The following is a 23,974-nucleotide window of genomic DNA, read 5'->3' on the forward strand; positions in this document are numbered from 1 at the left end:
AGCCGCCCTTACCGTTAGCCTGGAGTCAGTACATGCACCCGCGCATCCTTGAGGTCACCCAACGGCTGGTCGAACGTAGCCGTGCCACCCGTGAACGCTACCTGCAGCTGATTCGCGGTGCGGCCAGTGATGGACCCATGCGTGCCAGCCTGCAGTGCGCCAACTTCGCCCACGGCGTGGCCGGGTGTGGTGCCGACGACAAGCAGAGCCTGCGGCTGATGAACGCCGCCAACGTGGCCATCGTCTCGGCCTACAACGACATGCTCTCGGCGCACCAGCCGTATGTGCACTTCCCGGACCAGATCAAGCAGGCCCTGCGCGAGGTCGGCTCGGTCGGCCAGTTCGCCGGCGGTGTCCCGGCCATGTGCGATGGCGTGACCCAGGGTGAGCCGGGCATGGAACTGGCCATCGCCAGCCGTGAAGTGATTGCCATGTCCACCGCGGTGGCGCTGTCGCACAACATGTTCGACGCTGCACTGATGCTCGGGATCTGCGACAAGATCGTCCCGGGGTTGATGATGGGCGCCCTGCGCTTCGGGCACCTGCCAACCCTCTTCGTGCCCGGCGGCCCGATGGTTTCTGGTATCTCCAACAAGCAGAAGGCCGATGTGCGCCAGCGCTATGCCGAAGGCAAGGCCAGCCGCGAGGAACTGCTGGAGTCGGAGATGAAGTCCTACCACAGCCCGGGTACCTGCACCTTCTACGGCACGGCCAACACCAACCAGCTGGTGATGGAAGTGATGGGGCTGCACCTGCCGGGCGCCTCGTTCGTCAACCCGTATACCCCGCTTCGCGACGCGCTCACCGCCGAGGCCGCACAGCAGGTCACGCGCATGACCAAGGCCAGCGGCAACTTCATGCCACTGGGCGAAATCGTCGATGAAAAAGCACTGGTCAACGCCATCGTCGCCCTGCATGCCACCGGTGGCTCGACCAACCACACCTTGCACCTCCCTGCGATGGCCCAGGCCGCCGGCATCCAGCTGACCTGGCAGGACATGGCCGACCTGTCCGAAGTCGTACCGACCCTGTCCCACGTCTACCCCAACGGCAAGGCCGACATCAACCACTTCCAGGCTGCCGGTGGCATGGCCTTCCTCATCCGTGAGCTGCTCGACGCCGGTTTGCTGCACGAGGACGTCAATACCGTGGCGGGCCATGGGCTGCGCCGCTATACCCAGGAACCGTTCCTCGACAATGGCAAGCTGGTCTGGCGCGAAGGGCCGCAGCAGAGCCTGGACGAGAGCATCCTGCGCCCCGTGGCGCGGCCATTCTCGGCAGAGGGCGGCCTGCGGGTGATGGAAGGCAACCTGGGCCGTGGTGTGATGAAGGTGTCCGCCGTGGCCCCCGAGCATCGGGTGGTGGAGGCGCCAGCGCGGGTCTTCCAGGACCAGCAGTCCCTGGCCGATGCGTTCAAGGCCGGCGAGCTGGAGCGCGATTTCGTCGCGGTGGTGCGCTTCCAGGGCCCACGGTGCAACGGCATGCCCGAGCTACACAAGCTGACCCCCTTCCTCGGGGTGCTGCAGGACCGCGGCTACAAAGTCGCATTGGTGACCGATGGCCGCATGTCGGGTGCTTCGGGCAAGATCCCTGCGGCCATTCATGTCTGCCCCGAAGCCTTTGACGGTGGCCCGCTGGCACGGGTGCGCGATGGTGATATCGTGCGGGTCGATGGTGCCGAAGGTACGCTGCGGGTGATGGTGTCGGCCGAAGAGCTGGCCAGCCGCGACCTGCCGCCGCCGCCCCAAGGCAACGACTTGGGTTGCGGGCGTGAACTGTTCGGCTTCATGCGCATGGCGTTCAGCCCGGCAGAGAAGGGCGCGAGCGCCTTTACCTCGGCCCTGGAGAACCTCAAATGAAGGACCTGCTGGTTGGCGACATCGGTGGCACCAATGCCCGTTTTGCGCTGTGGCGTGACAACCAGCTGTACCGGGTCAAGGTCTTCGCGACTGCGGATTACACCAGCCCGGAGCAGGCCATCGAAGCCTACCTGAACGATCAGGGTATTTCCCGCGGTGGGCTGGCGGCGGTATGCCTGGCAGTGGCCGGGCCGGTCGATGGCGATGAATTCCGCTTTACCAACAACCACTGGCGGTTGAGCCGAAGCGCCTTCTGCAAGACCTTGCAGGTCGAGCGGCTGCTGCTGATCAACGATTTTTCGGCCATGGCGCTGGGCATGACCCGCCTGCAAGCGGGCGAGTTCCGCGAAGTCTGCCCAGGCCAGAGCGACCCCGTACGGCCTGCGCTGGTGATTGGCCCAGGCACCGGACTGGGCGTCGGCAGTCTGTTGCGCCTGGGCGAGCAGCACTGGCAGGCGTTGCCGGGTGAAGGTGGGCATGTTGACCTGCCGGTGGGCAACGCCCGTGAGGCGGCCATTCACCAGCAGATTCACAGCCAGATTGGCCATGTGAGTGCCGAAACGGTGCTCAGTGGCGGAGGCCTGGTGCGCCTGTACCAGGCCATGTGCGCGCTGGACGGTGACACTCCGCGACACAAGAGCCCTGCAGACATTACCGATGCCGCCCTGGGCGGCGAGCCACGGGCGCTGGCGGTGGTCGAGCAGTTCTGCCGCTTCCTTGGCCGCGTGGCAGGTAACAATGTTCTGACCCTGGGCGCGCGTGGTGGGGTTTACATTGTCGGCGGGGTGATCCCGCGGTTCGCCGAACTGTTCCTGCGTAGCGGTTTTGCTGCAAGTTTTGCCGACAAGGGCTGCATGAGTGGATATTTTGCCGGGGTACCGGTGTGGCTGGTGACGGCGGAATTCTCTGGATTGCTGGGCGCCGGGGTGGCATTACAGCAGGCACTGGATCACTGATGTGTGAAGGGGCGCAAAGCGCCCCCCATAGCAGGCAGAGACCTGCGACGAACAAGAGGGCGGGACACCTTGAGCACTGCCGGAAAATCCATTCTGATGGTCGACGACGATCAGGAAATCCGTGAACTGTTGCAAACCTACCTCAGCCGTTGCGGCCTGCAGGTGCATGCCGAGGCAGACGGAAAGGGCTTTCGCCGCGCGCTGGAAACCACCCCCTGCGACCTGGTCATACTGGATGTGATGCTGCCCGACGAAGATGGCTTCAGCCTGTGCCGCTGGGTGCGCCAGCACCCGCGCCAGTCGCGTGTGCCAATCATCATGCTGACGGCCAGCTCCGACGAAGCCGACCGGGTTATCGGCCTGGAACTGGGGGCCGATGACTACCTGGGCAAACCGTTCAGCCCGCGCGAGTTGCAAGCGCGTATCAAGGCGCTGTTGCGCCGTGCGGAGTTCGGCCATGCGGCGCCTGTCAGCGCCGTACTGGCCTTCGACGACTGGCGCCTGGATACCGTTAGCCATCGGCTGTTTCACCGTGACGGTGAAGAGGTGATCCTCTCCGGTGCCGATTTCGCCCTGCTCAAGCTGTTCCTCGATCACCCCCAGCAGATTCTTGACCGCGACACCATCGGCAACGCCACCCGTGGTCGTGAACCGATGCCGCTGGACCGAATCGTCGACATGGCGGTCAGCCGCCTGCGCCAGCGCTTGCGCGACACCGACAAGCCGCCGCGGCTGATCCGCACCGTGCGTGGCAGTGGTTACCTGCTGGCTGCCCATGTCTGCGCTTGCTGAGCGGCGCTGGCGCCTGCTGCCGCGCTCGTTGCTCGGGCGCATGCTGCTGCTGACCTTGCTCGTGGTGCTGCTGGCCCAGGGCCTGTCGAGCCTGATCTGGGTTGCCCAGTTGCGCGCCAGCCAGTTGCAGGGGCTGCGTGCCAGTGCCAGCAGCCTGGCGCACTCGATGAGTGCCAGTGTCCGCTACTTTCGGTCGTTGCCGGTGGCGTACCGGCCGATGGTACTGGACCAGTTGCGCAGCATGGGCGGCACGCGGTTTTTCGTGTCGCTCAACGACAAGCCGTTGGATATGCCGGTATTGCCCATAACGCCGCGCAAGCAGGCGGTCATCGAGGTGTTCCAGCAGGTGCTGCACGAACGCCTTGGCGAGCAGATGGAAATTTCTGTCGAATTCGTCGGTCCCGATGACCTGCGCATCTTCAACAGCGGCCTGAAGCTTGATGAGCTGCCGCGCTCCTGGGCGCATTACTCATTGACGTTGGAGCCCCTCAACCCGCCGGTGTTGGTCACGCAAATCCGCCTGGGCGAGGGTGAGTGGTTGTACATTGCCTCGCTGCTGCCCGAACCCTACACCAGCCTGGAAGCCGAGCGCCTGCCACGTCAGCAGATCGGTTTCATCGTGCTGACCACGGCCTTACTGCTGCTGTTCATCGGCCTGTTGGTGCAGTGGCAGAGCTGGCCGCTCAAACGCCTGGCGCGCGCCGCTCGGGAAATGTCACTTGGCGCGGACGTGGCGCCGGTGGCCGAGGGCGGCGGCAGCGAGGTGGTGGAAGTAGGCCGCGCCTTCAACAGCATGCGCGAGCGCATCAGCCGTTATCTCACCGAGCGCAGCCAGTTGTTCAGTGCCATTTCCCATGACCTGCGCACGCCCATCACCCGCCTGCGCCTGCGGGTCGAATTGCTGGAGGACGAGCGCCTGCAGGCCAAGTTCAGCCAGGATCTGGATGAGCTGGAATTGCTGGTCAAAGGCGCTTTGCAGTGTGTGAAGGACACCGACATCCACGAGAACATCGAGCCGGTGGACCTCAACCAGGTGCTGGAAATCCTCGCCGAGCCTTACCTTGGGGACGGCCGCATCACCGTCGAGGGCCGCGCGCTTGCGCCTTATCCGGGCAAGCCGCTGGCGCTGCGGCGTTGCATCGGCAACTTGATCGACAATGCCATCAAGTATGGCGAGCGCGCCCACTTGCGCCTCATCGACAGTGCCGACGGGTTCGTCCTGCAGGTCGATGACCAAGGCCCTGGCGTGCCGCAGCAGCAGATGGAACAAGTGTTCGAGCCGCACTTCAGGCTGGCCGGGCAGCAGCAGGGGTATGGGCTGGGGTTGGGGATTGCGCGCAACATCGCCCACAGCCACGGGGGCGAGGTGAGTTTGCTCAACCTGCGCGAGGGCGGGTTGCGGGTGACGTTGTGCCTGCCACGCGGCGTGGATTGAAGGCGCTAAATGTCACGCAGTGGTGACCTATTCGCAGGTCTTCGTGACGTCCCGGCCAGGACGGCTGGTTAGACTCTGCAAACCTCAGACATGGAAAGAAGCGGGCGCATGGACTACATCGATTCCCCCGAACATATCGCTTGGCTCAGGGCCGAGGGCCAGCGCTTGCTGTTGTTTGCCAGGGCCGCGAAAGTCCCTGAAGGCTTCGCCAATCTCGATGCCCAAGGCCGGTTACCACCTGCGGCCGTCGCCGAAACCATGAACACCGCGCGCATGACCCACAGCTTTGCCTTGGCCCATATTCAAGGTGTGCCGGGCTGCCTGGCCCTGGTGGAACATGGCGTGCAGGCCCTGCGCGGGCCGTTGTGCGACGCCACCCATGGCGGCTGGTTCGCGCATCCGCAAGGGCAGGGTGGCGACGACAAGGCAGCGTACCTGCATGCCTTCGTCGCGCTCGCCGCCAGCTCGGCAGTGGTTGCTGACGCTGCCGGTGCGCAGGGTTTGCTGGTCGATGCGATTCGGGTCATCGAGGAGCGTTTCTGGAGCGAGGAGGAGGGCGCGCTGCGGGAATCTTTTTCTCGCGACTGGCAGCAGTCACAAGCCTATCGCGGCGCCAACAGCAACATGCACGCCACCGAGGCCTTTCTGGCGCTGGCGGATGTGACCGGCGACAAGGTCTGGCTCGAGCGTGCCCTGCGCATTGCCCAGCGCCTCATTCACACCCATGCCGCCGCCAACGATTACCGGGTTATCGAACATTTCGATGCGCATTGGCAGCCAGTGCGGGACTACAACCAGGACAAACCGGCCGATCACTTCCGGCCATACGGTACGACGCCTGGCCATGCCTTCGAGTGGTCGCGCCTGCTGTTGCACCTGGAGGCGGCGGGGCAATTGGCTGGGTTAACGATGCCTGACTGGCTGTTGGAGGGGGCCCGTGGCCTGTTCGCCAGCGCTTGCCGGCATGCCTGGAACATCGATGGTGCGCCAGGCATCGTCTACACCCTCGACTGGGAAAATCAGCCGGTTGTGCACGAACGCCTGCACTGGGTGCACGCTGAAGCCTGCGCCAGCGCTGCCGCCCTTCTGCGACGCAGCGGCGAGCCGAGTTACCAACGCTGGTACCGCTACTTCTGGGATTTCATCGACACCTACTTCATCGACCGGGCCGCTGGCAGTTGGCACCACGAACTGGATCCTGCCAATCAGCCTGCAGCGACGATCTGGGCGGGCAAGCCTGACCTCTATCACGCATACCAGGCGCTGCTGCTGCCAACCCTGCCATTGGCGCCGAGCCTGGCAACCGGGCTCGCGCGCAATGTAACCAAACGATGACATTCACGCATCGCTTCGTTACCTGGCGCAGCGAGCACACTGATTAGACTCCATGCAATGCAAGCGATCGACTTGCCAGGCATAACAACAAGAAAGGTACTCCGATGAATTCGACGCTCCGTCTCGCTGCCGCGATCTCCTTCGCCTCGCTTATGCCCCTCAGTGCTTTCGCCGCCGATTCCAAAGGCAGCGTCGAAGTGGTGCACTGGTGGACTTCCGGTGGTGAAAAAGCGGCGGTCGATGTGCTCAAAGCCCAGGTCGAGAAGGATGGCTTCACCTGGAAGGATGGCGCTGTTGCCGGCGGCGGTGGCGCCACCGCCATGACGGTGCTCAAGAGCCGTGCCGTGGCCGGTAACCCACCCGGTGTCGCTCAGATCAAGGGCCCGGACATTCAGGACTGGGCTGCCACTGGCCTGCTCGACCCCGATGTGCTCAAGGATGTCGCCAAGGAAGAAAAGTGGGACACGCTGCTGGACAAGAAAGTCGCCGACACTGTGAAGTACGACGGTGACTACGTGGCCGTGCCGGTGAACATCCATCGCATCAACTGGCTGTGGATCAACCCCGACGTGTTCAAGAAGGCCGGTATCGACAAGGCACCGACCACCCTCGACGAATTCTACGCCGCCGCCGAAAAGCTCAAGGCCGCAGGTTTCATCCCGCTCGCCCATGGCGGCCAGCCGTGGCAGGACAGCACCGTGTTCGAAAGCGTGGTGTTGTCGGTGATGGGGGCTGACGGCTACAAGAAAGCCCTGGTCGACCTTGATGAAGCCACGCTGACGGGGCCTGAAATGGTCAAGTCATTGACCGAGCTGAAGCGGGTCGCCACCTACATGGACCCCGACGGTAAAGGCCAGGACTGGAACCTGGAAGCGGCCAAGGTCATCAACGGCAAGGCCGGCATGCAGATCATGGGTGATTGGGCCAAGAGCGAGTGGACCTTGGCCAAAAAGACCGCGGGCAAGGATTACCAGTGCGTGGCCTTCCCTGGCACCGCTCAGGCCTTCCTCTACAACATTGACTCGCTGGTGGTGTTCAAGCAGAACGACAAGGGCACGGCCGCTGGCCAGCAGGACATCGCACGCAAGGTCCTCGGGCAGGACTTCCAGAAGGTGTTCAGCACCAACAAGGGCTCAATCCCAGTGCGCAACGACATGCTCGCCGACATGGGCAAGTATGGTTTCGACGCGTGCGCCCAGACCGCGGCAAAAGACTTCTTAGCCGACGCCAAGACCGGCGGTCTGCAACCGAGCATGGCGCACAACATGGCCACCACGCTGGCTGTGCAGGGCGCGTTCTTCGATGTGGTAACCAACTACATCAACGACCCCAAGGCCGACCCGGCCGACGCGGCGAAGAAGCTGGCGGCGGCGATCAAAGCAGCCAAGTGAGCACCTGATGGCCCCATCGTCGGCAACTCAGTGCCCTTGAGCGCTGTGGGGCAGAGGTGGTAGCCGGCTAGCCGGCGATGAGGCCTGCACTGACAACACAAGGGGCTGCCCAGGCTCCGGGTAATCACACTATGACTACAGCAACCGCCCAACTGCGGGCCTCACCCCTGGACGCGCTCCAGCGCTGGCTACCGAAACTGGTGCTGGCACCGAGCATGTTCATCGTCCTGGTGGGCTTCTACGGCTACATCCTGTGGACCTTTGTCCTCTCCTTCACCACCTCGACCTTTCTGCCGACGTACAAGTGGGCAGGCCTGGCGCAATACGCGCGGCTGTTCGACAACGACCGCTGGTGGGTGGCAAGCAAGAACCTGCTGGTGTTCGGTGGCCTGTTCATCGGCATCAGCCTGGCCATCGGCGTGCTGCTGGCCGTGCTGCTTGACCAGCGTATCCGCCGTGAAGGCTTCATCCGCACCATCTACCTCTACCCGATGGCCTTGTCGATGATCGTCACCGGCACGGCCTGGAAGTGGTTGCTCAACCCCGGCATGGGGCTGGACAAACTGCTGCGTGACTGGGGGTGGGAGGGCTTTCGCCTGGATTGGCTGATCGACCCCGACCGGGTAGTGTACTGCCTGGTGATCGCTGCCGTGTGGCAGGCTTCGGGCTTCATCATGGCCATGTTCCTCGCCGGCCTGCGCGGCGTCGACCAGTCGATCATCCGCGCCGCTCAGATCGATGGCGCAAGCTTGCCGCGTATCTACTGGACCGTGGTGCTGCCAAGCCTGCGCCCGGTGTTCTTCAGCTCGCTGATGATCCTCTCGCACATTGCCATCAAGAGCTTCGACCTGGTGGCCGCGATGACCGCCGGCGGCCCGGGGTACTCGTCCGACCTTCCCGCCATGTTCATGTACTCGTTCACCTTCAGCCGCGGCCAGATGGGCATGGGCTCGGCCAGTGCCATCCTCATGCTCGGGGCGATCCTGGCGATCCTGGTGCCGTACCTGTACTCGGAACTGCGGAGCAAGCGCCATGCATGATCCTGTCGTCACAAGCCCGGGCAAATTGAGCCTGAGCCGTATCGCCATTCACGCGGTGCTGCTGATTGCCGTGCTGCTGTACCTGGTGCCGCTGGTGGTGATGCTGCTGACCAGCTTCAAGACCCCCGAAGACATCAGCAGCGGCAACCTGCTGAGCTGGCCGGCAGTGATCAGCGGTATTGGCTGGGTCAAGGCCTGGGGCACGGTCAGCGGCTACTTCTGGAACTCGATCATGATCACGGTGCCGGCGGTGCTGATCTCCACGGCAATCGGTGCGTTGAACGGCTATGTGCTGTCGATGTGGCGCTTCCGTGGCTCGCAGCTGTTCTTCGGCCTGCTGCTGTTCGGCTGCTTCCTGCCGTTCCAGACGGTGCTGCTGCCGGCCTCGTTCACCCTCGGCAAGCTGGGCCTGGCCAGCACCACCAGTGGCCTGGTGCTGGTGCATGTGGTGTACGGCCTGGCCTTTACCACGCTGTTCTTCCGTAATTTCTACGTGAGCATTCCTGATGCGCTGGTCAAGGCTGCGCGCCTGGATGGCGCCGGGTTCTTCACTATTTTCCGGCGCATCATCCTGCCGATGTCGACGCCCATCATCATGGTCTGCCTGATCTGGCAGTTCACCCAGATCTGGAACGATTTCCTGTTCGGCGTGGTGTTCTCCAGTGGCGACTCGCAACCGATCACCGTGGCCCTGAACAACCTGGTCAACACCAGCACCGGGGCCAAGGAATACAACGTCGACATGGCGGCGGCAATGATCGCCGGCCTGCCAACCCTGCTGGTCTATGTGGTGGCAGGCAAGTATTTCGTCCGCGGGCTGACTGCCGGCGCCGTCAAGGGGTAAGTCATGGCAACACTTGAACTTCGCAATGTGAACAAGACCTACGGCAGCGGCCTGCCGGATACGCTCAAGGCTATCCAGTTGTCGATCAAGGACGGCGAGTTCCTGATCCTGGTCGGCCCCTCGGGGTGCGGCAAGTCGACCTTGATGAACTGCATCGCTGGCCTTGAGAGCATCACCGGCGGCGCGATCCTCATCGATGACCAGGACGTCAGCGGCATGAGCCCGAAGGACCGTGACATTGCCATGGTGTTCCAGTCCTACGCCCTGTACCCGACCATGAGCGTGCGCCAGAACATCGAGTTCGGCCTGAAAATTCGCAAGATGCCCCAGGCTGCCATCGATGAGGAGGTGGCGCGGGTGGCCAAGCTGCTGCAGATCGAACACCTGCTGGCGCGCAAGCCGGCGCAGTTGTCCGGTGGCCAGCAACAGCGTGTGGCCATGGGCCGGGCGCTGGCACGGCGGCCGAAGATCTACCTGTTCGACGAGCCATTGTCGAACCTGGACGCCAAGCTGCGGGTCGAGATGCGCACCGAAATGAAGCTGATGCACCAGCGCCTCAAGACCACCACGGTGTACGTCACCCACGACCAGATCGAGGCCATGACCCTGGGCGACAAGGTTGCGGTGATGAAGGACGGCATCATCCAGCAGTTCGGCACCCCCCAGCAGATCTACAACGACCCCGCCAACCAGTTCGTCGCCAGCTTCATCGGCTCGCCGCCGATGAACTTCATACCGGTGCGGCTGACGAAACAGGACGGCCGCCTGCTGGCCCTGCTCGACAGTGGCCAGGCGCGTTGCGAGCTGCCGCTGGGGTTGACCGACGATGGCCTGGAGGGTCGCGAAATCGTGCTTGGCATCCGCCCGGAGCAGATCGCCCTCGGCGCGGGGGAGGGCAATGGCCTGCCAGGCATACGCGCCGAGGTGCAGGTTACCGAGCCCACCGGCCCGGACCTGCTGGTGTTCGTCACCCTCAACCAGACCAAGGTGTGCTGCCGCCTGGCGCCGGATGTGGCCTGTCGGGTGGGTGACAGCCTCAACCTGCAATTTGACCCGGCGCGGGTACTGCTGTTCGACGCCGCCAGTGGCGAACGCCTGGGCTTGAACAGTTCCACCGCTTCAGTGAAGGGCAACGTGGCTCACTTCAAGAGCCGTTGAATCGTCTACACCAATCAATAAGAAAAAAGAGGACGCAAAGGGATGGAACAGCGCAATCGCATCAAGACCTTGGGCTCGCTGGCCTTGCTGGCCGTAGTTGGCAGCAGCGGCGTGCAGGCCGCCGAGGCCTTCTCCAGTGAGTCGAAATGGATGACCGGCGACTGGGGCGGCACCCGCACCGAATTGCTGGAAAAAGGCTACGACTTCACCCTCGACTACGTCGGTGAAGTCGCTGGCAACCTCAACGGTGGTTACAACAATGACAAGACCGCACGTTACAGCGACCAGTTCGCCCTGGGGGCGCACCTGGACCTGCAGAAAATCTTCGGTTGGCACGATGCCGAATTCAAGCTTGCCGTCACCGAGCGCAGCGGCCGCAACCTGTCCAACGACCGCATCAGCGACCCGCGCGCCGGCCAGTTCAGCTCGGTACAGGAGGTGTGGGGCCGGGGCCAGACCTGGCGCCTGACCCAGATGTGGGTCAAGCAGAAATACTTCGACGGTGCGCTGGATGTGAAATTCGGCCGCTTTGGTGAGGGTGAGGATTTCAACAGTTTCCCGTGCGACTTCCAGAACCTGGCGTTCTGCGGCTCACAGGTGGGCAACTGGGTGGGCGGCATCTGGTACAACTGGCCGGTGAGCCAGTGGGCACTGCGGGTCAAGTACAACATCACGCCTGAGTTCTTCGTCCAGGTCGGCGCCTTTGAGCAGAACCCGTCGAACCTGGAAACCGGCAACGGCTTCAAGCTCAGTGGCAGCGGCACCAAAGGCGCGATCCTGCCGGTGGAGGCCGTCTGGTCGCCGCAGGTCAATGGCCTGCCGGGCGAATACCGCTTGGGTTATTACTACAGCACAGCCAAGGCCGATGATGTCTTCGATGATGTCAACGGCAACCCGCAGGCAGTGAGCGGTGAGGCCTTCAAGTCGCATTCGAGCAAGCATGGCTGGTGGGTGGTGGCGCAGCAGCAGGTCACGGCCCATGGCGGCGATGCCAGCCGCGGCCTCAGCCTGTTCGCCAACTTCACCGTGCATGACAAGGCCACCAACGTGGTCGACAACTACCAGCAGGTGGGCCTGGTGTACAAAGGGGCCTTCGATGCCCGGCCCAAGGATGATATCGGCTTCGGTGTAGCCCGCATTCATGTGAACGACGATGTGAAGAAGCGCGCCGAGCTGCTCAATGCACAAAGCGGTATCAACGATTACGACAACCCAGGCTTCGTGCCGCTGCAGCGTACCGAGTACAACGCCGAGCTCTATTACGGCTTCCACGTCACCAACTGGCTGACCGTGCGCCCTAACCTGCAGTACATCAAGAGCCCAGGCGGGGTGGATGAGGTCGACAACGCACTGGTCGCTGGCGTGAAGATTCAGTCGTCATTCTAAGCTCAATTGTTGTAAATTTACGCCAATCCAATTTCGGCCCCCGGCACCCACTGGCTTGCAGTGGTTGTCGGGAATGGGTCGAGACAGCGCTACCTCAAACAAAAAGAGCTTGGAACCATGCCTGAACATCCGCTACATCGCTTCTTTTCCTCGCATAGGCCCAGGCCGACATTCGAGTGGGAGCGTTACCAGCAGCGCGATGTGCTGATTATCGACCATCCCCGCTGCCAGGCTGTATTCAGTCGCCAGGGTGCACAGTTGTTGCATTTTCAGCCGGCCGGTGAGCGGCCTTGGCTCTGGTGCGCCGAGCAGTGGCCGCAGGTGGGGGCGATTCGCGGTGGTGTACCGGTGTGCTGGCCCTGGTATGGGCGCCACCCCAGCGAGGACCTGTGGCCGGCCCATGGCTGGGCCCGGCTGCTGGACTGGAAGCTGGTGGACAGCCGCGAGGACGAGGAGGGCGTGACCCTCAGGTGGCGGCTGGAGCTGTGCGACTGGCAGGTCGACTTGCATGCCCGCCTGGGCAGCCGCATGGAGCTTAGCCTCAGCACCGAGCACCAGGACAGCGAACCTTGCCAGTTGAGCCATGCGCTGCTGGCCTATTGGCGTATCAGTGATGTCGCTGAGATAGCGCTGTCTGGGCTGGAAGATAAAGAAGGCTATGATCGCCTGAGCCGGCAAGCGTGCCGCGAAGACGGCGCCTTGAAGCTCAAGGGCGGCTGCCAGAAGGTTTACCCCGACACGCCCAAGGTGCAATTGCAGGACCCCGCCTGGCAGCGGGAGCTGTGCATCGATACCGGTGACAGCGACGACACCGTGGTCTGGCACCCCGGCAACCGCCCCCTGATGGGCGTGAGCGGGCGTGAGTGCCAGGGGTTTGTTTGCGTTGAGGCGGCCAGCGGCAGCAGCGAAGGCTTGAGCCTTGCGCCTGGGCAGCGCGCCCATCTGCGCCTGCAGGCGCACCGGCTCAGCTGAGTTCGTCGTCCTCGATCGGGTAGCGGCTGGCGTTGAGGCTTTCCTTGATCTTGCGCAAGTGTGGCTGGAAGTCCACGCCGCGGCGCAAGGTCATGCCGGTGGCCAGTACATCGAGGACGGTCAGCTGGATGATCCGCGACGTCATCGGCATGTAGATGTCGGTGTCTTCCGGCAACGGGATGTGCAGGCTGAGACTGCAGGCCTGGGCCAGTGGCGAACCGGCGGCGGTCAGGCCCAGCACCGAGGCGCCGTTTTCCCGTGCCAGGCGTGCCACCTCGACCAGTTCGCGGGTGCGCCCGGTGTAGGAGATGATCACGAACAGGTCGCCAGTGTGGGCCACCGAGGCCAGCATGCGCTGCATCAGCACATCGGCATGGGCCGACACTGCGAGGTTGAAGCGGAAGAACTTGTGCTGAGCGTCCAGGGCTACCGGGGCTGATGCGCCCAGGCCGAAGAAGTGGATCTGCCGGGCCTGGATCATCATGTCCACGGCGCGGCTGACCTGCTGCGGGTCGAGCTGCTGGCAGGCACTGTCCAGCGAGGCGATGGCACTGCCGAAGATTTTCTGGGTGTAGGCCGCAGGGTCGTCGTCGGCCTCCACCGCACGGCTGACATAGGCGGCGCCGCTGGCCAGGCTCTGTGCCAGCTGCAACTTGAGTTCGGGGTAGCCGCTGACGCCGAACGAACGGCAAAAGCGGTTGACGGTCGGTTCGCTGACCTTGGCCGCCTGGGCCAAGGCGGCAATGCTGAACCGGGTCGCTTGTTGCGGGTTGAGCAGGATGACTTCGGCGACTTTGCGTTCGGCCTTGTTCAGCTCGTCGAGGCGTCCCTGAATCTGTTCCAGGAGGTTTCGCACGCGGTCCATGGGGAGTGTCCTTGGGTCGGAAAGACAGGCGGCTGAGGGAGTAGCAAGCCTTTTGCAGGGCCGTCTATCGTACTGTCGGTGCGGGTGACGCACCACTTGTCTGTAACACTTGTCGGTAATGTTGTGGTTTTTACTACATTATCCCTTGAAAACCGTATGTGAAAGCGGTATTCCTAGTTCAACTTTAGGAAAGAACCAACATCATGGCTGCGATCAGTGTCGAACCTTGCACCTTTGCCCTGTTTGGCGCCCTCGGCGACCTGGCATTGCGCAAGCTGTTTCCCGCGCTCTACCAGCTCGACCGTGCCAACCTGCTGCACGCCGACACCCGCCTGCTGGCCTTGGCCCGGGAGCCCGGCAGCGCGCAGGAGCACCTTACTACCATCGAAAACCACCTGCGCCGGCACGTTGCGGATGCAGACCTGGAGCCTGCCGCCCTGGGCCGTTTCCTCGGGCGCCTGAGCTACCAGCACCTGGACTTCCTGCAACCTGAGGGTTACCTCGCCCTCGCCGAGCAGGCGCCTGCCGAACTGCCGTTGATTGCCTATTTCGCCACCGCGGCAGCCGTTTATGGCGCAATCTGCGAAAACCTCGACAAAGCCGGCTTGGCCGGGCGCACCCGGGTGGTGCTGGAAAAGCCCATCGGCCACGACCTGGAGTCGTCGCGCCGGGTCAACGATGCCGTGGCGCGTTTCTTCCCCGAAAGCCGGGTATATCGGATCGATCATTACCTGGGCAAGGAGACGGTACAGAACCTCATCGCCCTGCGCTTTGCCAACAGCCTGTTCGAAACCCAGTGGAACCAGAATTCCATCTCCCATGTGGAGATCACCGTGGCGGAAAAGGTCGGCATCGAAGGCCGTTGGGGCTACTTCGACAAGGCCGGCCAGCTGCGTGACATGATCCAGAACCACCTGCTGCAGTTGTTGTGCTTGATCGCCATGGACCCGCCCAGCGAGCTCTCGGCCGACAGCATTCGCGACGAGAAGGTCAAGGTGCTCAAAGCCCTGGCGCCGATCACTGGCGACGGCTTGAGCACCCGCGTGGTGCGCGGCCAGTACATCGCCGGTTACAGCGATGGCAAGCCGGTGCCAGGCTACCTGGAAGAAGACAACGCCAATGCGCAGAGCGACACCGAAACTTTCGTTGCCTTGCGTGCCGATATCCGCAACTGGCGCTGGTCAGGTGTGCCGTTCTACCTGCGCACCGGCAAGCGCATGCCGCAAAAGCTCTCGCAGATCGTCATTCACTTCAAGGAAACGCCGCACTATATCTTTGCCCCGGAACAGCGCTTGCAGGTCGGCAACAAGCTGATCATCCGCCTGCAACCGGACGAAGGCATTTCGCTGCGGGTGATGACCAAGGAGCAGGGCCTGGACAAAGGCATGCAACTGCGCAGTGGCCCGCTGCAACTGAATTTTTCCGATACTTGGCGCACCGCCAGGATTCCGGATGCCTATGAACGTTTGCTGCTTGAAGTGATGCGCGGCAACCAGAACCTGTTTGTACGCAAGGACGAGATCGAATATGCCTGGACGTGGTGCGACCAGCTGATCGCTGGCTGGCGCAACGCCGGTGATGCCCCTAAGCCATATGCAGCAGGCTCGTGGGGGCCGATGAGCTCGATTGCACTGATTACGCGCGATGGGAGGGCGTGGTATGGGGATATCTGAATTGCAATTGCCGGGGGCGGTCAAGGTGCATCAGTTGGGTGATGCCAAGGTACTTGCCTCGACGTTGGCCACTGATGTGGCCGCCCGCCTGAAGGCCGCCATCGCCGCCAAGGGCCAGGCATGCCTGGTGCTTTCCGGTGGCCGCAGCCCGGTGCCTTTCCTCGAGAAGCTGGCCAGCGAAGTGCTGGATTGGTCCAAGGTCACCGTCAGCCTGGCCGACGAGCGTTGGGTGCCGGTGGAACATGCCGACAGCAATGCCGGCTTGCTGGCCCGTCATCTGTTTCGCGGGGCGGCCGCCCAGGCCCGTTTCATTGGCCTCTATCAGCAGGCAGAAACGGTTGAAGGGGCGGCCGACAAAGCCGATAAGGCCCTTGCTGCGCTACCGGCCATCGACGTGTTGGTGCTTGGCATGGGCGACGATGGCCATACCGCATCGCTGTTCCCCAACAGCCCCAACCTGCGTGAGGGCCTTGAACTGAACACCACGCGTCGCTGCCTGCCGCTGCTGGCGCCGAGCGTGCCCCACCAACGCCTGTCGATGACCCGTGCGTTGCTGGCCAGCGCCGCATTCATCGCCCTGTCCGTGCAAGGGCCGGGCAAACTCGCTACCCTGCGCGCCGCGCTGGCGGGCAACGACCTTACCGAAATGCCGATTCGCGCCTTTCTTCACGACCCCCTGGACATCTACTGGTGCCCATGAGCAAAGGATCCACTGTCATGACCACCCTCGAACGCCCACAGCCTCTGCTCTCGATGGCCGAGAAAGCCGACCGGATCGATGCGATCTGTGGCGCGGCGCGCATCCTGCCGGTGATCACCATCGCCCGTGAGGAAGATATCCTGCCCCTGGCCGATGCCTTGGCCGCTGGCGGCATCCGAACGCTGGAAGTGACCCTGCGCTCTGAGCATGGCCTGAAGGCCATCCAAGTGCTACGCGAGCAGCGTCCGCAGCTGTGCGTCGGTGCCGGTACTGTGCTCGATCGCGGCATGTATGCAGCGGTCGAGGCGGCGGGTGCGCAGTTCGTGGTTACCCCGGGCATCACCCAGGACCTCCTCGAGGCTGGCGTGGACAGCGACATTCCGCTGTTGCCAGGCATCAGCACACCCTCGGAAATCATGATGGGCTATGCCCTGGGTTACCGGCGCTTCAAGCTCTTCCCGGCTGAGATCAGCGGCGGCGTGGCGGCGATCAAGGCCTTCGGTGGCCCGTTCGGCGATATCCGCTTCTGCCCAACCGGCGGGGTTAACCCGGCCAATGTGCGCAACTACATGGCCCTGCCCAACGTCATGTGCGTGGGCGGTACCTGGATGCTCGACAGCAGCTGGATCAAGAACGGTGACTGGGCGCGGATCCAGGCGTGCAGCGCCGAGGCGATGGCCCTGCTGGACTGATACTGAATTTGTTGTGTGCTTTACGGCTTATGGGGCGCTTGGTCGGCGCCCCCTTTTTTTGCCTGCAGGTTTTGTGCTGCCTGTGCTGGCCTTGTCGCGCCACAGGCATTAAAAAGCCCGCATCAAGGATGCGGGCTCTGGGCCATCAAACTACAGCTTACGCTGCTTTGGCTTCTTGCTGGCTCAGCGAGCGGTTCAGTGCACTGAACAGCGCCTTGAAGCTGGCGGTGGTGATGTTTTCATCGATGCCCACGCCATGCACAGGGCGGCCGCCGGCCACACGCAGTTCGATGTAGGCCGCCGCTTTGGCGTTGGTGCCGGCACCAATGGCGTGCTCGTTGTAGTCCATGATCTCCACGGCGATCGGCAGGCCGGCCACCAACGCCTCCAGGGCGCCGTTGCCTTTGCCGCGCCAGTGCAGGGTGGTCTCGCCTTCACCGGCGACTTCCACTTCCACGGCGCTGTGGCCGTTTTCTTCCTGCAGACGATGGCTGACCAGCGCATACGGGCTATTGGCCTGGAGGTATTCCTTGTGCAGCAGGCTGTAGATCTGCTGGGCGGTCATTTCCAGGCCAAGGCGATCGGTTTCACCCTGCACCACCTGGCTGAATTCGATCTGCATGCGGCGCGGCAGGCTGATGCCGTATTCCTGCTCGAGCAGGTAAGTGATGCCGCCCTTGCCGGACTGGCTGTTGACGCGGATGACCGCCTCGTAGCTGCGGCCGATATCAGCTGGGTCGATCGGCAGGTATGGCACTTCCCACAGCTCGCCTTCCTGCTGCTTGGCGAAGCCCTTGCGGATGGCGTCCTGGTGCGAGCCGGAAAACGCGGTGTGGACCAGGTCGCCGACATACGGATGACGTGGGTGGACCGGCAGTTGGTTGCACTCTTCGACCACTTTGCGCACGCCGTCGATGTCGGAGAAGTCCAGCTTGGGGTCGATACCTTGGGTGTAGAGGTTCAGCGCCAGGGTCACCAGGTCGACGTTGCCGGTACGCTCGCCGTTGCCGAACAGGCAGCCTTCGGCGCGGTCGGCACCGGCCATCAGGCCCAGCTCGGTGGCGGCGATGCCGGTACCACGGTCGTTGTGGCAGTGCAGGCTGATGATCACGCTGTCACGGCGGCTGACGTTGCGGCAGAACCATTCGATCTGGTCGGCGTAGATGTTTGGCGTGGCAACTTCGACGGTGGCGGGCAGGTTGAGGATAACCTTGTGCTCAGGGGTCGGGTTCCACACGTCGATGACCGCGTCACAGACTTCCTTGGCGAACGCCAGCTCGGTGGCGCTGAAGGTCTCGGGCGAGTACTGGAAGGTCCAGTGGGTTTCCGGCTGCTGGGCAGCGTATTTGACGAACAGCTTGGCCGCGTTCACCGCGATGTCCTTCACGCCCTGCTTGTCCTGGTTGAAGACGATGCGGCGGAACGACGGGCTGGTGGCGTTGTACAGGTGAACGATGGCTTTCTTGGCGCCGCGCAGCGATTCGAAAGTGCGGGCGATCAGGTCTTCACGGGCCTGGGTGAGCACCTGGATGGTGGTGTCGTCCGGGATGTGGCCGTCTTCGATCAGGGTGCGCACGAAGTCGAAATCAGTCTGCGAGGCGGACGGGAACGAGGCTTCGATTTCCTTCACGCCCACCTGCACCAGGGTCTTCCAGAAACGCAGCTTCTTCTCTGAGTCCATCGGCTCGATCAGCGACTGGTTGCCATCACGCAGGTCGGAACTGCACCAGATCGGTTCTTCAGTGATGGTCTTCGACGGCCAGGTGCGGTCGGGCAGGTCGATGGTCGGGAAAGCGCGGTACTTCTTCGATGGGTCTTTGAGCATGGTCATGGGAGCAATCCTTTTGTGTGCGGCCGAGATCGGGCCTGCCGAGCGTAACGAGATGAGGGGGCGAGGCGACGCGATTCAGCCTGGTAGTCGGGCGCTGACCAGGCAGAGGCTGCGATGTTGTCGGAGCAGAATGAGGGTGCTGAAGGTTTTCATGCCTTCAACCCTAACCAGTGGGGTCAGGGATGGCAAGTGCTCGCCGAAAATTGAGATAAATGCTTAAAAAAAGAGTGTTTGCGAGATTTTATGGCTGAAATTCTTTTTAGGTTTATAGCTTGTTGCGCAGTATTTTTCGATAGCGCAAGGCTGTGATGCCGAGGCTTAGGCGAGCCGGCCCCATCGCCGGCAAGCCGGCCTCTACAGGTACCGAGACGCGCTGCTCGGCGCTGTGGAAGCCGGCTTGCCGGCGAGGCGTGGTCAAGGCTGAAACGCACCAATGAAAATGGCCGGATCCACACGTGCATCATTGAGGCTGACGTTCCAGTGCATGTGCGGTCCGGTGGCCCGTCCGGTCGAGCCCACCCGGCCCACCACATCCCCGCGGCGCAACGGCTGCCCCACATTCACATCGATCTTCGACATATGGCAGAACATGCTGATGAAGCCCTGGCCATGGTCGACGAACACCGTGCGCCCGTTGAAGAAGTAGTCACCCACCAGGATCACCTTGCCATTGGCCGGGGTCTTGATCGGTGTGCCTGCCGGCACCGCGAAGTCCAGCCCGGCGTGCGGGTTGCGTTCCTCGCCGTTGAAGAAGCGGCGCACGCCGAACTTGCTCGACAGCGGCCCGCTGACCGGCTTGTCGAGCACCAGGTTGCTCGGCAGGTTCGGGCTGAAGCTGCGGTAGGCCTTGATCTGTTCGGCCAGTTCACGGTCGATGCGCTTGAGGTCGGCCGGGTCGGGGTTGACCTGGCGCTTGTTCTTCAAGGTGATGTGCTGCTCGGGGTATTGCTTGGCCCCTACGCTGAACGGCAGGCGCCGCTCGCCTTGGGTGAGCACGGCCGTGCCGGTTTTTTGCGTCAGCGGGATACCGACGATGGCCAGCCAGTTGTCCTGCTCCTTCACCACCAGCACCGGCTTGCCGTCGAAGCGTGCGCTGGGCGCCGAGGCCGCTGGGCCGAGGTCGACCACGGCGACGCCGCCGGGGACCGGTTTGTTCAGGGTACGGGTGATGTAGCTGGCCTGGGCGCCGCCAGCCAGCAACAACAGAGAAAGGGCAAGCAGGGGGGCGAGCAGGCGGGGCATGTGTCAGTCCAGTAGTGAAAGGGTGACCGGAGTCAGGTGGTTGTCCTCGACCCGCACCTGCAGTTCGCCTTCGTTGAGGCGGGCAGTCAGGCGCTGGCCGTTGCGGGTCTGCTCGGCGCTGCGGATGGCCTGGCCACGCTCGTCGAGCAGGATGCTGTAGCCCCGCGCCAGGGTGGCCAGGGGGCTGACCACCTGCAATGTTTGCAGTTGCGTCTGGAAGCGCTGGCGGCGGTCCTTCAGCACGTCGCGCATGGCCCGTGGCAGACGCTCGGCAAGGCTGTCCAGGCGTTGCCCGAGCAACTTCAATGTACGCCCCGGGTGCTGCGCCGCCAGGCGCGTGTCAAGGCGTGCCAGGCGTTCGCGGCGCTGGTTGAGGTTGAGCAGGAATGCGCGGCGCAGGCGCATGTCCAGGTCATCCAGGCGCTGGGCCTGCTGGCGCAGACGCTCGCCGGGGTGGCGCAGGCGTCGGGTCAGTGACTCCAGGCGCAGACGGTCGTGGGCTATGCGGTTCTGCATGCGCAGCAGCAGGCGCCGTTGCAGACCGTCCAGCCGCTGTTGCAGGCCGCTGCTGTCAGGGGCCAGCAGCTCGGCAGCGGCTGATGGCGTGGGTGCCCGTACGTCCGCCACAAAGTCGCTGATCGATACATCGGTCTCGTGGCCAACGGCGCTGACGATGGGCGTGACGCAGGCCGCGACAGCGCGTGCCACGGCTTCTTCGTTGAAGCACCAGAGGTCTTCCAGCGAGCCGCCACCGCGGGCCAGGATCAGCGCGTCGAAGCCGCGACCATCGGCCAGTTGCAGGGCACGGACAATCTGGTTGATGGCCTCGCGGCCTTGCACGGCGGTGGGGATCAGATTCAGCTCGACCTGCGGCGCCCGGCGGCGAAACACACTGATGATGTCGCGGATCACGGCACCGGTGGGCGAGGTGATGACGCCGATGCGCTGCGGGTGGGCCGGCAGGGGCCGTTTGCGCTCGGCACTGAACAGGCCTTCAGCGCCGAGCTTCTCCTTCAGGGCCTCGAAGGCCAAGCGCAGCGCACCGTCACCGGCGGGCTCGACGGTGTCGAGGATCAGTTGGTAGTCGCCGCGCCCCTCGAACAACGACACCTTGCCGCGCACCCGCACCGCCAGGCCGTCGCGCAGGGCCTGGCGCACCCGCGTGGCATTCTGGCGGAACAGCGCGCAACGTACCTGGGCGCCGCTGTCCTTGAGGGTGAAGTACAGATGGCCGGAGGCCGGGCGGGCAAGGTTGGAAATCTCGCCTTCCACCCAGACGCTGCGGAACACGTCTTCCAGCAGCACGCGGGCGCGCCCGTTGAGTTGGCTGACGGTCAGGACCTCGCGGTCCAGGCCGAGTCGTTCGAAGGGGTCTTTGATCATGGCAGGCATCATAAAGGACATCGGCCCTGGTTGTCTGTCTCGGCCCTATCCTGAGCAAGCCTGCATCACCCTCACGAACTGCTGCACCCTCTGCCCCGCATCCCGCCGACAGGCCAGCGCCACGGTGCTTTCGCGCGTGCCCTCGAGCGCCACGAAGCTGACCGAGGCCGGCGCAATCTCGCGCATGCATTCGGGTAACAACGCTACCCCGAACCCCGCCTGAATCAGCTGCAACTGTGTCGTCTTGCGCGACACCACCTGTGCCGCTTTTGGGAAAAAGCCCGCCTCCATGCACAGCGAGGCCGACAGGTAACTGAGCCCGCCGCGGTCCCGGTGCGGGATGGAAATGAAGCGCTCTTCCCGTAACTGCTCGAGTTTCACCTGTGCCGCGCTCACCAGTGGATGCCCGGCGGCAACCGCCAGCAACAGGGGCTCACTGAACAGTTCATGCAACACCACACCTTCATGCTGGCGCAACACTGGCAGGCGCAACAGGCCGATATCCAGCCGCCCGGCGGCGATGTCCTCCAACTGCGCCTCTGACGACTGCTGCGCGATTTCCAGCGAAACCCCTGGGTTGTGCCGCAGGTAGCTCCCCAGGCGAGCCAGTAGCGGGCCGGTCAGCGGCACGGTGCTGGAGTGGTTCAGGCGCAGGCTGCCCAGCAGCCCTTCACCCACGTCGCGGGTGGTCCGCTCGGCCTGCGCCAGGTCAGCCAGCAAGCGGCGTGCCTGCTCCAGAAAGGTGTGGCCGGCCGGCGTCAGGCGTGGCAGGCGTGCGGTCCGTTCGAACAGCGCCGTGCCCAGTTGCCGCTCCAGCGCCTTGATCTGCCGGCTCAATGCTGATTGGGCGATGTACAGCCGCTCGGCGGCACCGCTGAAGCTGCCGCACTCGGCTATTTCAACGAAGTAACGCAGTTGGCGGATCGAGGTCATGTCATGCCTTTTCGAGATAGGTGTGGCTAAAAAGACATATTAGTCGGCATAGCTCAGGGCTGGCTAACCTTTGGCTGTCTTCCCCGGAACTGCTGCCATGCTCGCCCAACTGTCGTTTTCTGGCCTTGACTGGCTGCCCATCCTGCTTGGTGTCGGTGTTGCGTACATCGTCTTCGGCATTGCCGGATTTGGCACCGCGCTGGTGGCCGGCCCGGTACTGATCCACTTCATGCCGCTGTCGCGGATCATTCCGCTGTTGGTATTGCTGGATTTCGTCGCGGCGTTGGGCAACCTGTTACCGTCGCGCCGCGATGTGGTGCGAGGCGAACTGTTACGCTTGCTGCCGTGCATGGCCGTGGGCTGCACCCTGGGCGTGGTGTTTCTGTTGCACCTCAAGTCCGACCTGTCGCTCTTGCTGATGGGGCTGTTCGTCACCGCCTACGCCATCTATGGCCTGGCGGTGAACCTGCGGCCGGCCCGTCTGTCCGGCCTCTGGGCCGTGCCGATGGGCATCACCGGTGGCTTGTTCGGGGCTTTGTTCGGCAGCGGGGGCTTCCTCTACGCCATCTACCTGAGCGCGCGGCTGGAGGTGAAAGAGCAAATACGCGCGACTCAGAGCGCCTTGATCAGTTGCAGTACGGTGGTGCGCCTGTCGTTGTTCCTGCTCGCCGGGGTCTACGCCGATACCAGCCTGCTGTTGCTCGCCGCCAGCCTGTTGCCGGTTATGTTCGCCGGGCTGTGGGTCGGGCGCAGGCTGACCCTGAAACTCTCACGCGAGGCCTTCGTGCGCCTGGTCACCTGGCTGGTACTGGGCAGCGGCCTGGCGCTCATCGGTCGCTACCTGAGCGCGTGAGCGGTAGAATTGCGCCATTACCGCAGTTCGCAGGCCTGTTTTGTCAATGAACACCCAAAGCATCATCGTTCCCAGACTCTCCACCGTGCCGGTCCACGAGGCGCGCGCGCGGGCCATCCTGCGCTGGCTGGTGCGGGAGAAGATCGTCGAGGAACCGCTGACCACCTGTGGTCGTACCGGCAACCGCATGGGCCATGCCCTGGCCGATGGCGCACGCAAGGTCGCCCTGCACCCGCAAAGGTTGCCGTTCGGGGAGCCGGTCAATGGTTTGGAGGTGGTGCTCAAGCGCTGCATCTATACACCCAGCGATGGCTTCCTTGAAGAAGCCGGCTGCCCGGAGTGCCGCCGCGAGGTGGGTGAGCCCTTGTTCGAAAGCCTGGAAGAGTGGATGCCAGGGGTGAGTGACAACTTCACCTGCCCGTTGTGCGGCTTCGAAGACGACATCAATGGCTTCATCTTCCTGCAGCCATGTGCCTTTTCCAACCTGGGGTTCATCTTCAACAACTGGGGCGAGGCCGGGTTTACCCAAGCCTTTCTCGACAGCTTCGCCGACTGGCTGGATCAGCCGGTGGCGGTGGTGCAGGTAAAACTGCCAGTACGCTGACCGAAGGCCCTTATTTTGCATTGAGCGGCG

General features: G+C 63.4%; 21 protein-coding genes. 16 read left to right on the forward strand and 5 right to left on the reverse strand.

The genetic code is table 11. From position 1 onward, the window contains the following. The first annotated feature begins 32 nt into the window (after positions 1 to 32). The 11 genes from edd to L6D80_RS06715 all read left to right on the forward strand — a co-directional run bounded on the left by edd (position 33) and on the right by L6D80_RS06715 (position 13,168). The gene (edd, locus tag L6D80_RS06665; protein WP_176513078.1) at positions 33 to 1,859 is read left to right on the forward strand and encodes a phosphogluconate dehydratase; all 1,827 of its coding nucleotides are present in this window, start codon (positions 33 to 35) and stop codon (positions 1,857 to 1,859) included. Then, positions 1,856 to 2,815: a glucokinase gene (locus tag L6D80_RS06670; protein ID WP_176513080.1), complete on the forward strand. Its 960-nt coding sequence runs from the start codon at positions 1,856 to 1,858 to the stop codon at positions 2,813 to 2,815. Before edd ends, L6D80_RS06670 begins: the two co-directional genes overlap by 4 nt. A 69-nt stretch (positions 2,816 to 2,884) precedes the next feature. Then, a complete protein-coding gene (gene gltR / locus L6D80_RS06675) occupies positions 2,885 to 3,607 on the forward strand; it encodes a two-component system response regulator GltR (protein ID WP_054900990.1) in 723 nt (240 codons plus the stop codon). Next, entirely contained in the window at positions 3,591 to 5,042 is a 1,452-nt protein-coding gene (locus tag L6D80_RS06680; protein ID WP_176513082.1) for an ATP-binding protein, read from the forward strand. The genes gltR and L6D80_RS06680 overlap by 17 nt, the downstream gene beginning before the upstream one ends. A 108-nt stretch (positions 5,043 to 5,150) precedes the next feature. Then, positions 5,151 to 6,377 carry a D-mannose isomerase gene (locus L6D80_RS06685; RefSeq protein WP_176513084.1) on the forward strand — a complete coding sequence of 409 codons (1,227 nt, stop codon included), beginning with the start codon at positions 5,151 to 5,153 and terminating at the stop codon, positions 6,375 to 6,377. Between the two features lie 104 nt (positions 6,378 to 6,481). Then, positions 6,482 to 7,768 carry an ABC transporter substrate-binding protein gene (locus L6D80_RS06690; protein ID WP_054900987.1) on the forward strand — a complete coding sequence of 429 codons (1,287 nt, stop codon included), beginning with the start codon at positions 6,482 to 6,484 and terminating at the stop codon, positions 7,766 to 7,768. A 131-nt stretch (positions 7,769 to 7,899) separates the two neighbouring features. Beyond that, positions 7,900 to 8,808 (forward strand): carbohydrate ABC transporter permease, encoded by a 909-nt coding sequence (locus L6D80_RS06695; RefSeq protein ID WP_054900986.1) that lies wholly within the window; start codon positions 7,900 to 7,902, stop codon positions 8,806 to 8,808. Next, a complete protein-coding gene (locus L6D80_RS06700) occupies positions 8,801 to 9,652 on the forward strand; it encodes a carbohydrate ABC transporter permease (RefSeq protein WP_054900985.1) in 852 nt (283 codons plus the stop codon). Before L6D80_RS06695 ends, L6D80_RS06700 begins: the two co-directional genes overlap by 8 nt. A gap of 3 nt (positions 9,653 to 9,655) precedes the next feature. After that, positions 9,656 to 10,810 (forward strand): ABC transporter ATP-binding protein, encoded by a 1,155-nt coding sequence (locus L6D80_RS06705; protein ID WP_054900984.1) that lies wholly within the window; start codon positions 9,656 to 9,658, stop codon positions 10,808 to 10,810. Between the two features lie 42 nt (positions 10,811 to 10,852). Beyond that, entirely contained in the window at positions 10,853 to 12,196 is a 1,344-nt protein-coding gene (locus tag L6D80_RS06710; protein ID WP_054900983.1) for a carbohydrate porin, read from the forward strand. A gap of 117 nt (positions 12,197 to 12,313) precedes the next feature. Continuing rightward, a complete protein-coding gene (locus tag L6D80_RS06715; RefSeq protein WP_054900982.1) occupies positions 12,314 to 13,168 on the forward strand; it encodes a D-hexose-6-phosphate mutarotase in 855 nt (284 codons plus the stop codon). Here the strand turns inward: L6D80_RS06715 and hexR are convergent. Then, the gene (gene hexR / locus L6D80_RS06720) at positions 13,161 to 14,024 is read right to left on the reverse strand and encodes a DNA-binding transcriptional regulator HexR (RefSeq protein WP_176513231.1); all 864 of its coding nucleotides are present in this window, start codon (positions 14,022 to 14,024) and stop codon (positions 13,161 to 13,163) included. The genes L6D80_RS06715 and hexR overlap by 8 nt on opposite strands. 212 nt (positions 14,025 to 14,236) lie before the next feature. Between hexR and zwf the strand changes: the two genes are divergently transcribed. The 3 genes from zwf to L6D80_RS06735 are packed head-to-tail and all read left to right on the forward strand — an operon-like array spanning position 14,237 to position 17,098. Continuing rightward, positions 14,237 to 15,706, forward strand: a complete 1,470-nt coding sequence (gene zwf, locus L6D80_RS06725) for a glucose-6-phosphate dehydrogenase (RefSeq protein WP_176513086.1) — start codon at positions 14,237 to 14,239, stop codon at positions 15,704 to 15,706. Further along, positions 15,693 to 16,406, forward strand: coding sequence for a 6-phosphogluconolactonase (pgl, locus tag L6D80_RS06730; RefSeq protein WP_176513088.1), 714 nt, complete (start codon positions 15,693 to 15,695; stop codon positions 16,404 to 16,406). The genes zwf and pgl overlap by 14 nt, the downstream gene beginning before the upstream one ends. Before the next feature lie 17 nt (positions 16,407 to 16,423). Beyond that, positions 16,424 to 17,098, forward strand: coding sequence for a bifunctional 4-hydroxy-2-oxoglutarate aldolase/2-dehydro-3-deoxy-phosphogluconate aldolase (locus L6D80_RS06735; protein ID WP_054900978.1), 675 nt, complete (start codon positions 16,424 to 16,426; stop codon positions 17,096 to 17,098). A gap of 157 nt (positions 17,099 to 17,255) precedes the next feature. On the opposite strand, the gene leuA is transcribed toward L6D80_RS06735, so the two are convergent. The 4 genes from leuA to L6D80_RS06755 all read right to left on the reverse strand — a co-directional run bounded on the left by leuA (position 17,256) and on the right by L6D80_RS06755 (position 22,487). Beyond that, the gene (gene leuA, locus L6D80_RS06740; protein WP_176513090.1) at positions 17,256 to 18,929 is read right to left on the reverse strand and encodes a 2-isopropylmalate synthase; all 1,674 of its coding nucleotides are present in this window, start codon (positions 18,927 to 18,929) and stop codon (positions 17,256 to 17,258) included. 414 nt (positions 18,930 to 19,343) lie between these two features. Beyond that, positions 19,344 to 20,171 carry a M23 family metallopeptidase gene (locus L6D80_RS06745; protein WP_176513093.1) on the reverse strand — a complete coding sequence of 276 codons (828 nt, stop codon included), beginning with the start codon at positions 20,169 to 20,171 and terminating at the stop codon, positions 19,344 to 19,346. A 3-nt stretch (positions 20,172 to 20,174) separates the two neighbouring features. Further along, positions 20,175 to 21,554 carry an exodeoxyribonuclease VII large subunit gene (gene xseA / locus L6D80_RS06750; protein WP_176513095.1) on the reverse strand — a complete coding sequence of 460 codons (1,380 nt, stop codon included), beginning with the start codon at positions 21,552 to 21,554 and terminating at the stop codon, positions 20,175 to 20,177. Positions 21,555 to 21,599: 45 nt separating this feature from the next. Further along, positions 21,600 to 22,487, reverse strand: a complete 888-nt coding sequence (locus L6D80_RS06755) for a LysR family transcriptional regulator (RefSeq protein ID WP_054900974.1) — start codon at positions 22,485 to 22,487, stop codon at positions 21,600 to 21,602. Between the two features lie 97 nt (positions 22,488 to 22,584). On the opposite strand from L6D80_RS06755, the gene L6D80_RS06760 reads away from it, so the two are divergent. Both L6D80_RS06760 and L6D80_RS06765 read left to right on the forward strand, forming a co-directional pair. Beyond that, positions 22,585 to 23,340, forward strand: a complete 756-nt coding sequence (locus tag L6D80_RS06760; protein WP_176513097.1) for a sulfite exporter TauE/SafE family protein — start codon at positions 22,585 to 22,587, stop codon at positions 23,338 to 23,340. A 46-nt stretch (positions 23,341 to 23,386) separates the two neighbouring features. After that, complete coding sequence (locus tag L6D80_RS06765; RefSeq protein ID WP_054900972.1) at positions 23,387 to 23,944, forward strand: hypothetical protein; 558 nt, start codon at positions 23,387 to 23,389, stop codon at positions 23,942 to 23,944. Positions 23,945 to 23,974 lie beyond the last annotated feature (30 nt).

This window comes from Pseudomonas ceruminis, from assembly GCF_021602025.1.
Classification (GTDB): Bacteria; Pseudomonadota; Gammaproteobacteria; order Pseudomonadales; family Pseudomonadaceae; genus Aquipseudomonas; species Aquipseudomonas ceruminis.

Bases quoted from the DNA above. Each gene is read 5' to 3' on its own strand.
- L6D80_RS06670 (WP_176513080.1), top strand. From the start codon at position 1,856: ATGAAGGACCTGCTGGTTGGCGACATCGGTGGCACCAATGCCCGTTTT.
- L6D80_RS06705 (WP_054900984.1), top strand. From the start codon at position 9,656: ATGGCAACACTTGAACTTCGCAATGTGAACAAGACCTACGGCAGCGGC.
- L6D80_RS06755 (WP_054900974.1), bottom strand. From the start codon at position 22,487: ATGACCTCGATCCGCCAACTGCGTTACTTCGTTGAAATAGCCGAGTGC.
- pgl (WP_176513088.1), top strand. From the start codon at position 15,693: ATGGGGATATCTGAATTGCAATTGCCGGGGGCGGTCAAGGTGCATCAG.
- L6D80_RS06700 (WP_054900985.1), top strand. From the start codon at position 8,801: ATGCATGATCCTGTCGTCACAAGCCCGGGCAAATTGAGCCTGAGCCGT.
- L6D80_RS06715 (WP_054900982.1), top strand. From the start codon at position 12,314: ATGCCTGAACATCCGCTACATCGCTTCTTTTCCTCGCATAGGCCCAGG.
- L6D80_RS06685 (WP_176513084.1), top strand. From the start codon at position 5,151: ATGGACTACATCGATTCCCCCGAACATATCGCTTGGCTCAGGGCCGAG.
- L6D80_RS06690 (WP_054900987.1), top strand. From the start codon at position 6,482: ATGAATTCGACGCTCCGTCTCGCTGCCGCGATCTCCTTCGCCTCGCTT.
- L6D80_RS06735 (WP_054900978.1), top strand. From the start codon at position 16,424: ATGACCACCCTCGAACGCCCACAGCCTCTGCTCTCGATGGCCGAGAAA.
- xseA (WP_176513095.1), bottom strand. From the start codon at position 21,554: ATGATCAAAGACCCCTTCGAACGACTCGGCCTGGACCGCGAGGTCCTG.
- edd (WP_176513078.1), top strand. From the start codon at position 33: ATGCACCCGCGCATCCTTGAGGTCACCCAACGGCTGGTCGAACGTAGC.
- leuA (WP_176513090.1), bottom strand. From the start codon at position 18,929: ATGACCATGCTCAAAGACCCATCGAAGAAGTACCGCGCTTTCCCGACC.
- L6D80_RS06710 (WP_054900983.1), top strand. From the start codon at position 10,853: ATGGAACAGCGCAATCGCATCAAGACCTTGGGCTCGCTGGCCTTGCTG.
- L6D80_RS06745 (WP_176513093.1), bottom strand. From the start codon at position 20,171: ATGCCCCGCCTGCTCGCCCCCCTGCTTGCCCTTTCTCTGTTGTTGCTG.
- L6D80_RS06680 (WP_176513082.1), top strand. From the start codon at position 3,591: ATGTCTGCGCTTGCTGAGCGGCGCTGGCGCCTGCTGCCGCGCTCGTTG.
- zwf (WP_176513086.1), top strand. From the start codon at position 14,237: ATGGCTGCGATCAGTGTCGAACCTTGCACCTTTGCCCTGTTTGGCGCC.
- L6D80_RS06760 (WP_176513097.1), top strand. From the start codon at position 22,585: ATGCTCGCCCAACTGTCGTTTTCTGGCCTTGACTGGCTGCCCATCCTG.
- L6D80_RS06765 (WP_054900972.1), top strand. From the start codon at position 23,387: ATGAACACCCAAAGCATCATCGTTCCCAGACTCTCCACCGTGCCGGTC.
- L6D80_RS06695 (WP_054900986.1), top strand. From the start codon at position 7,900: ATGACTACAGCAACCGCCCAACTGCGGGCCTCACCCCTGGACGCGCTC.